Raw genomic sequence first — 6,868 nt, forward strand, 5'->3', positions numbered from 1 at the left:
CGGGGGCGCCGGCGACGCCGTCTCCTCACCCGGATCGGCGCCGCGAGCCGGAATGAGACGCAGGGCGAGCGCCAACCCGCCATCGCCGCGCCCCGCCCGTCGCGAACGGCGGGGTGGCGCCCGCGCCGCCCCCGCGGTCCCACCCGAAGGCCGCTTGCGGCCGTAGACATCGGCTTGCCCGGCACGGGCGCCTTGAGATCCCGCCCGTCGCGATCGCGTGCCATCTTCGACGTGACCTCGTGCGCGGGCGTGCTACCTTCGCCCCATGACGCTGCTCGACGCCTCCTCCCCCGCCGATCCCCGCCCGCGCCTGCCGCGGGCCGCCGCCTATCCGCGCCCCGACCCGGGCGCGCGCCGGCTGGCGCTCGCGCTCGAAAGCGCGGTGGGGGCGCCGTTCTCGCCCGGCAACCGCATCGACGTGCTGCGCAATGGCGACGAGATCTTCCCCGCCATGCTCGAGGCCATCGCCGGCGCCCGACGGCGCATCGAATTCCTCACCTTCGTCTACTGGCAGGGCGACATCGCCGACCGCTTCGCCGAGGCGCTCGCCGGCCGCGCTCGCAACGGGGTGGAGACGATGGTGGTGCTCGACGGGTTCGGCGCCCATTCCATGTCCGGCAAGCTGATCGCGATGATGCGCGACGCGGGCGTCGAGCTGCGCTGGTTCCGGCCCCTGCCCCGCTTCAAGCTGTGGCAGAGCGACAACCGCACCCATCGCAAGGCGCTGATCATCGACGGGCGCATCGGCTTCACCGGCGGGGTCGGCATCGCCGCGGAATGGGAGGGCGACGCCGACGGCCCGGACCATTGGCGCGACACCCATTTCCGGATCCGCGGCCCGGCCGTCGCCAGCCTGCGCTCCGCCTTCTACGAGGACTGGATGGAGGCGGGCGGCGGGCTCGCCCCCCTGTTCACCGTCGCCCCCACGCCGTCGCGCGGCCGCGACGGCGTCGACGCCCATGGCGGCGCGCTCGCCCAGGTGGCGCCGGCGGGCGCGGCGGTCGGGCTCAACGCCGTCGCCCGGCTGCATAACGCGCTGATCCACCTCGCGCGGCGGCGGCTGCGGATCTGCACGCCCTATTTCTCGCCGGACGAGACCATGGCCGACCTGCTGGAGGCGGCGGCGAAGCGCGGCGTCGAAGTCGAGGTGATGATGCCGGGCCCCATCGTCGACAAGCGGCTGTCGGAGCTCGCCGGCGCCGAGCACTGGGACCGGCTGCTCAGCGCCGGGGTGTCGCTGCTGAAATACCAGCCGACCATGCTTCATGCCAAGCTGATCACCGTGGACGGGCGGCTCGCCTCGATCGGCTCGGCCAATTTCAACCAGCGCTCGCGCAACAAGGACCACGAGGTCGCGGTCAACCTGCTGGACGCGGAGATGTGCGCGATTCTCGACGGACATTTCGACGACGACCGGGCGCAATGCCTGCCGGTCGAGCTGGGAAAGTGGCGCAAACGCTCGCTGCTGCGCCGGGCGATGGAGACGGCGGCGTCGCCGTTGCGCTCCCAGGCCTGAGGCCCGGGAGCGCCGCAGGCGCCTATTCCGCCGCGACCGGCAACGAGAGGTTGCGCATCGCGTCGGCCGCGATCTCGAAGCTGCGCAGCCGGGCGCCGTGGTCGTGGATCTGGCCGGCGAGGATGATCTCGTCGGGCCTGTAGCGCGCGGCCATCGTCTCCAGCCCCTCGTAGACCTGCTCGGGCGTGCCGCAGGCGGTGCAGGTCTGAGCCTCGGCCACCATCGAGATCAGGGCGGGGGGGAGGTGATCCTCGATCCGCTCCACCGGACGGGGCAGCGGGCCGGGGCGGCCGGTGCGCAGACGGGCGATGGCGAGTTGGGAGGAGGTGCGGATGCGCTTCGCCTCGGCTTCCGTCTCCGCCCCGAACACGTTGACCGCGAGCATGAAGTGGGGCCTCGCGATCTGGCCGGGCTTGAACATGGCGCGGTAGATCTCCGCCGCCTCGTCCGCGAGCTGCGGCGCGAAATGCGAGGCGAAGGCGTAGGGCAGCCCCAGATGGGCCGCGAGCTGCGCGCCGTAGAGCGACGAGCCCAGCATCCACACCGGCACCTTGGTCCCCACCCCGGGGATGGCGCGGACATGGGCGGCGGGATCGGGCTCGCCCAGATAGCCCATCAGCTCCACCACGTCGTTGGGGAAGGTGTCGACCTGGTCCATGCCGCGGCGGAGCGCCCGCGCGGTGGCCATGTCCGTGCCGGGCGCGCGGCCGAGCCCGAGGTCGATGCGGTCGCCGTAGAGCGTCGCCAGCGTGCCGAACTGCTCGGCGATCACCAGCGGCGAGTGATTGGGCAGCATCACCCCGCCCGAGCCGACGCGGATGGTCCTGGTCCCCCCGGCGATGTGACCGAGCAGGATCGAGGTGGCGGCGGACGCGATGCCGGGCATGTTGTGATGCTCGGCCATCCAGTAGCGGGCGTAGCCCAGCCGTTCGGCGTGGCGGGCGAGGTCGAGCGAGTTCCGGAAGCTGTCGGCGGCGTCGTGGCCCTCGGCGATGGGCGCGAGGTCGAGCATCGAATAGGGGATCATGAGGTCCCTCCGCGGAATGAATTGTCGAGGATAACATAGGGGCGGCGGAGGCCCGGTGCGAGAGGGCGCGCGCAATCGGGGGCGACGGGAGCCGCGCGACGCAAGGACCGAGGGCGGCGGCGGGGCGCCCGCGCGGCGGGGCGGCGTCGGGAATGCGGGGAGGGTCGCGGCGCCCCTCCCCCCCTCACTCGGCGGCGAAGCCGGTGGGCAGGCCGTCGAGCGACCGGACGTTCTTCTCGCGCCGATAGGCCTCCAGCCCCTCCGGCCCCTTGGTCTCGGCCCAGTCGAGCAGCACGGTGCGCGGGCCGACATAGTCGAATTCCGGCACGCCGTAGCCGCAGGAGGTCTGCACGAGGTCGATGTCGAGGCGCACGATCTGACGGGCGGACATCGGGGCGTCGCCGTCATAGGCCTCGGCCAGCAGCGCCTCGTAGGCGGGGGTTCCCACGATCAGGCTGGTCCCGCGGCCATAGAGACGGAGGATCATCGGCGGGCCGTCGAAGGCGCAGAACATGATGGTCATGCGGCCGTCGGCGAGCAGATGGGCCGCGGTCTCGTTCCCCGAGCCGGTCTGGTCGAGGTAGCAGACCGCGGACGGCCCCAGCACCCGCAGGCAGTCGGTGGGCCGGGGCGAGAGGTTGACCTTCGCCCCCGGCGCCGCGGTGGCGGTGAAGAAGATCTTCTGGCGGTCGATGAAGCGGGCGACATGCGGGGCGATGTCGGGGAACTGCTTGCCCATGGCCTGGCTCCTGCAAAAGCGGTCTCTGCAGAATAGGGCCGCCGGCCCGGCGAAGGCAATTGCGTGGTGCGCATGGCCGAAGCGACGCGCGCAAAGGGGCCGGGACGCGCCGGCGCCTGCGTCGAGGATGGGGAGGCCCGTAGCGTTCCCGCTGTGACCGGCGCCGGAGAGGGCGTTCAGGCGCCCCGCCGGGGCTCAGCCCTTGGCGGCGTGGGCGGCGTCGGCGAGGGATTTGACGAAGGCGAGCACTTCGGCCGGGGTCTGGCCCGCGCCGATCCGCTCCACGATCGCCGAGCCGACCACGACGCCGTCGGCGATCTTGCCGATCTCGGACGCGCGGGCCGGGGTCTTGATGCCGAAGCCGACGCAGACCGGAATGCGGGCGGCGGCCTGGATCCGGGCGACCTCGGGCGCGACGGCCGAGGCCGCGGCCTCGGCGGCTCCGGTGATACCGTTGATCGAGACGTAATAGACGAAACCCGAGGTGTTGGAGAGCACCTTGGGCAGGCGCTTCGCGTCCGTGGTCGGCGTCGCCAGACGGATGAAGTTCAGGCCGGCGGCGTTGGCGGGGAGGCAGAGCTCCTCGTCCTCCTCCGGCGGCAGGTCGACCACGATCAGGCCGTCGACGCCGGCGGATTTCGCCTCCGCGAGGAAGCGGTCGACGCCCATGGAATAGATCGGATTATAGTAGCCCATCAGGACCACCGGGGTCTCGTCATCGACCGTGCGCAGTTCGCGCACCATGTCGAGCGTGCCCTGCAGGGTCATGCCGCCGTCGAGCGCGCGCTGGCCGGCGAGCTGGATGGCGGGGCCGTCGGCCATCGGGTCGGTGAAGGGCAGACCGAATTCGATCAGGTCGGCGCCGGCGGCGGGCAGGCCCTTGATGATCTCCATAGAGGTGGCGCGGTCCGGATCGCCGGCCATCACGTAGGGCACGAAAGCGGCGCGGCCCTCGGCATGGAGCTTCGCGAAGCGACGGTCGATGCGGGTCATCCGGGCCCTCTTGCCTCAGCCTCGCCGCCGGGATGGGCGGCCGGTCGGGAGATCGGGGCGGGGGCCGTCGGGGCCCGCGCCAGGTTCGGCTTCAGGGATCGGGCGCGGCGAGGATCCGCCGCGCCCGGGCCGTGAAGATCAATCGTCGTCGCGGAAGAACTTCTTCTCGCGCGGGCGGCCGTCCCAGCCGGTCTTGCCGCCGCGGGGTGCGCCGTCCCGGCCCGGCTTGCCGCCGAAACCGTTGTCGTCGCCGCCGCCGCCGCGATTGCCGCCTCGGTCGTCGCCGCCCCGGTCGTTGTTGCCCCGGTAGGTGCTGGGGCCGCTGCGATCGCCGCCCCGGTCGCCGCCGCGATAACCGCCGCCGGCGCCGCCGCCGAAGCCGCCGGGCCGCGGGCCGCGGCTGTCGTCGGCGCCGCGGAACTCCCACTTGTTCAGCAGCTTCTCGTCAAGCGTGTCGCGACCGATGCGGCCCTCATGGCACCACACGACGTCGACCTTGTCGCCGTCGAAGCTCTCGACCGCCATGCGCATGGAGCCGGAGACGAGGACGACCATGTCGCCGATGTTGAATTTCGCCACGTAACGTAACCTTCGATGCGCCCCGTCAGGGTCCCGCCCCCGGAGCCTTGGCTCTTCGTCCTCCCCGCGAAACCTCTCCCCGGGGTCGGACAGATTCAGATCGGCATCCCCAGCGCCTCGGCGACGGTGAAGATGTCCTTGTCGCCGCGGCCGCACATGTTCATCACCAGAAGCGTGTCCGGCGACAGCGTGGGCGCGAGTTTCGTCACATGCGCCAGCGCGTGCGCCGGTTCAAGCGCGGGGATGATGCCCTCGGTGCGGCAAGAAAGCTGGAAGGCGTCGAGCGCTTCGCGGTCGGTGATCGAGACGTATTCGACCCGCTTCATGTCGTGCAGCCAGGAGTGCTCGGGCCCGATTCCCGGGTAGTCGAGCCCGGCCGAAATCGAGTGGCCTTCGAGGATCTGGCCGTCGTCGTCCTGAAGCAGATAGGTGCGGTTGCCATGCAGCACGCCGGGGCGCCCGCCGGTCAGGGACGCCGCATGCTCCATCCGGTCATCCACCCCATGCCCGCCGGCCTCGACGCCGACGATGCGCACGGACGGGTCGTCGAGGAACGGATGAAACAGGCCCATGGCGTTGGAGCCGCCGCCGATGCAGGCGACCAGCACGTCGGGCAGACGGCCCTCGGCGGCCATCATCTGCTCGCGCACCTCCTTGCCGATGATCGACTGGAAGTCGCGGACCATGGCGGGATAAGGGTGCGGGCCGGCGACGGTGCCGATGCAGTAGAAGGTGTCGTCGACATTGGTGACCCAGTCGCGCATCGCCTCGTTCATCGCGTCCTTCAGCGTGGCGCGGCCGGAGGTTGCGGGGATCACCTCCGCCCCCAGCAGCTTCATGCGGAACACGTTGGGCTTCTGACGCTCGACGTCGGTGGCCCCCATGTAGACCACGCATTTCAGCCCGAACTTGGCGCAGACCGTCGCGGTGGCGACGCCGTGCTGGCCGGCCCCGGTCTCGGCGATGATGCGGGTCTTGCCCATGCGCTTGGCCAGCAGGATCTGGCCGAGCACGTTGTTGATCTTGTGCGCCCCGGTATGGTTCAGCTCGTCGCGCTTCAGGTAGATCCTGGCGCCGCCCAGCTCTTCGGTCAGCCGGGGCGCGAAGTAGAGCGGCGAGGGCCGGCCCACATAGTGGGTCCACAGGTCCGCCATCTCGTCCCAGAAGGACGGGTCGGTCTTGGCCTTCTCGTATTCCGCCTCCAGGTCGAGGATCAGCGGCATCAGCGTCTCGGAGACGAAACGTCCCCCGTAGATGCCGAAGCGGCCGCGCTCGTCCGGTCCGGTGCGGAAGCTGTTGGCGCCGTCTGCAGTCATGTCGGCGGTCTCCCCGTGGCTCACCGGCCCCGTTTATCCGAGCGGCGGGCGCAGGTCGAGGGGTCAGAACTTCAGCTTGAACCCGGCATGGGAGCGCACGAAGCCCTGGGTCAGCCAGAAGCGGTGCGCGTCGGGGCGCGCGAGGTCGGAGGTGAGCTGCACGAGCGCCGCGCCCTCCGCCTTCGCCAGCGCGATGGCATGGGCGACGAGCGCGGCCCCGACCCCGCGGGAGCGGTGGGAGATCGCCACGCGGACGTTTTCAAGCTCGGCCCGGATCGCGCCCTTGTGCGACAGGCCCGGCATCAGGATCAGCTGCAGGCAGCCCACGACTGCGCCATGCCCGGCCTCGGCCACGATCAGGCGGTTTCCGGACTGGGCCGCGATGGCGTGCGGCGAGCATCTGGGCGAGGATCGGGATGTCGGCCTCGCGCGCGTCGCGGAAGGCGAGCGAGTCGAGGGAAGGGGCGGCGGGGTCGGTCACGGCGGCTCCGGGGTTCGGCGCAGGGGCGGCCGCCCATCGACAGGCTCGCAGGCGGCGCGTTCGCCCCCTTCCTAGACCCCCGGCGCGTCGGGGGAAAGGAACGGCGTCCGCCGCATCATCGCCATGCAGCCGAGGCCGTGGGTGCGCGCGCCCGGCGGCGACGCAGGCTCGACCGCCTCGGCGAGGCTGGCAGGGACGGGCGGGCGGGCGGGCGGGG

General features: G+C 71.6%; 6 protein-coding genes and 1 pseudogene. 1 reads left to right on the top strand and 6 read right to left on the bottom strand.

Going from position 1 to position 6,868, the window contains the following annotated elements; genetic code table 11:
• Positions 1-265: 265 nt before the first annotated feature.
• Positions 266-1,516, top strand: coding sequence for a phospholipase D-like domain-containing protein (locus ACTB72_RS19870; protein ID WP_463038757.1), 1,251 nt, complete (start codon positions 266-268; stop codon positions 1,514-1,516).
• A 22-nt stretch (positions 1,517-1,538) separates the two neighbouring features.
• Here ACTB72_RS19870 and ACTB72_RS19875 read toward each other — a convergent pair whose 3' ends face one another.
• The 6 genes and pseudogenes from ACTB72_RS19875 to ACTB72_RS19900 form a co-directional block, all read right to left on the bottom strand.
• Positions 1,539-2,540 carry an LLM class flavin-dependent oxidoreductase gene (locus ACTB72_RS19875; RefSeq protein ID WP_463038762.1) on the bottom strand — a complete coding sequence of 334 codons (1,002 nt, stop codon included), beginning with the start codon at positions 2,538-2,540 and terminating at the stop codon, positions 1,539-1,541.
• A 187-nt stretch (positions 2,541-2,727) separates the two neighbouring features.
• Positions 2,728-3,282, bottom strand: coding sequence for a pyridoxamine 5'-phosphate oxidase family protein (locus ACTB72_RS19880; protein ID WP_463038758.1), 555 nt, complete (start codon positions 3,280-3,282; stop codon positions 2,728-2,730).
• A gap of 195 nt (positions 3,283-3,477) precedes the next feature.
• Positions 3,478-4,275, bottom strand: coding sequence for a tryptophan synthase subunit alpha (gene trpA / locus ACTB72_RS19885; protein WP_463038759.1), 798 nt, complete (start codon positions 4,273-4,275; stop codon positions 3,478-3,480).
• A 138-nt stretch (positions 4,276-4,413) separates the two neighbouring features.
• Positions 4,414-4,854, bottom strand: coding sequence for a hypothetical protein (locus tag ACTB72_RS19890; RefSeq protein WP_463038760.1), 441 nt, complete (start codon positions 4,852-4,854; stop codon positions 4,414-4,416).
• A gap of 95 nt (positions 4,855-4,949) precedes the next feature.
• Positions 4,950-6,170, bottom strand: coding sequence for a tryptophan synthase subunit beta (trpB, locus tag ACTB72_RS19895; RefSeq protein ID WP_463038761.1), 1,221 nt, complete (start codon positions 6,168-6,170; stop codon positions 4,950-4,952).
• Positions 6,171-6,233: 63 nt separating this feature from the next.
• Positions 6,234-6,563 (bottom strand): annotated as a pseudogene (locus ACTB72_RS19900) (GNAT family N-acetyltransferase); the annotation flags it as partial.
• Between the last annotated feature and the right edge of the window lie 305 nt (positions 6,564-6,868).

The organism is Albimonas sp. (assembly GCF_055129145.1).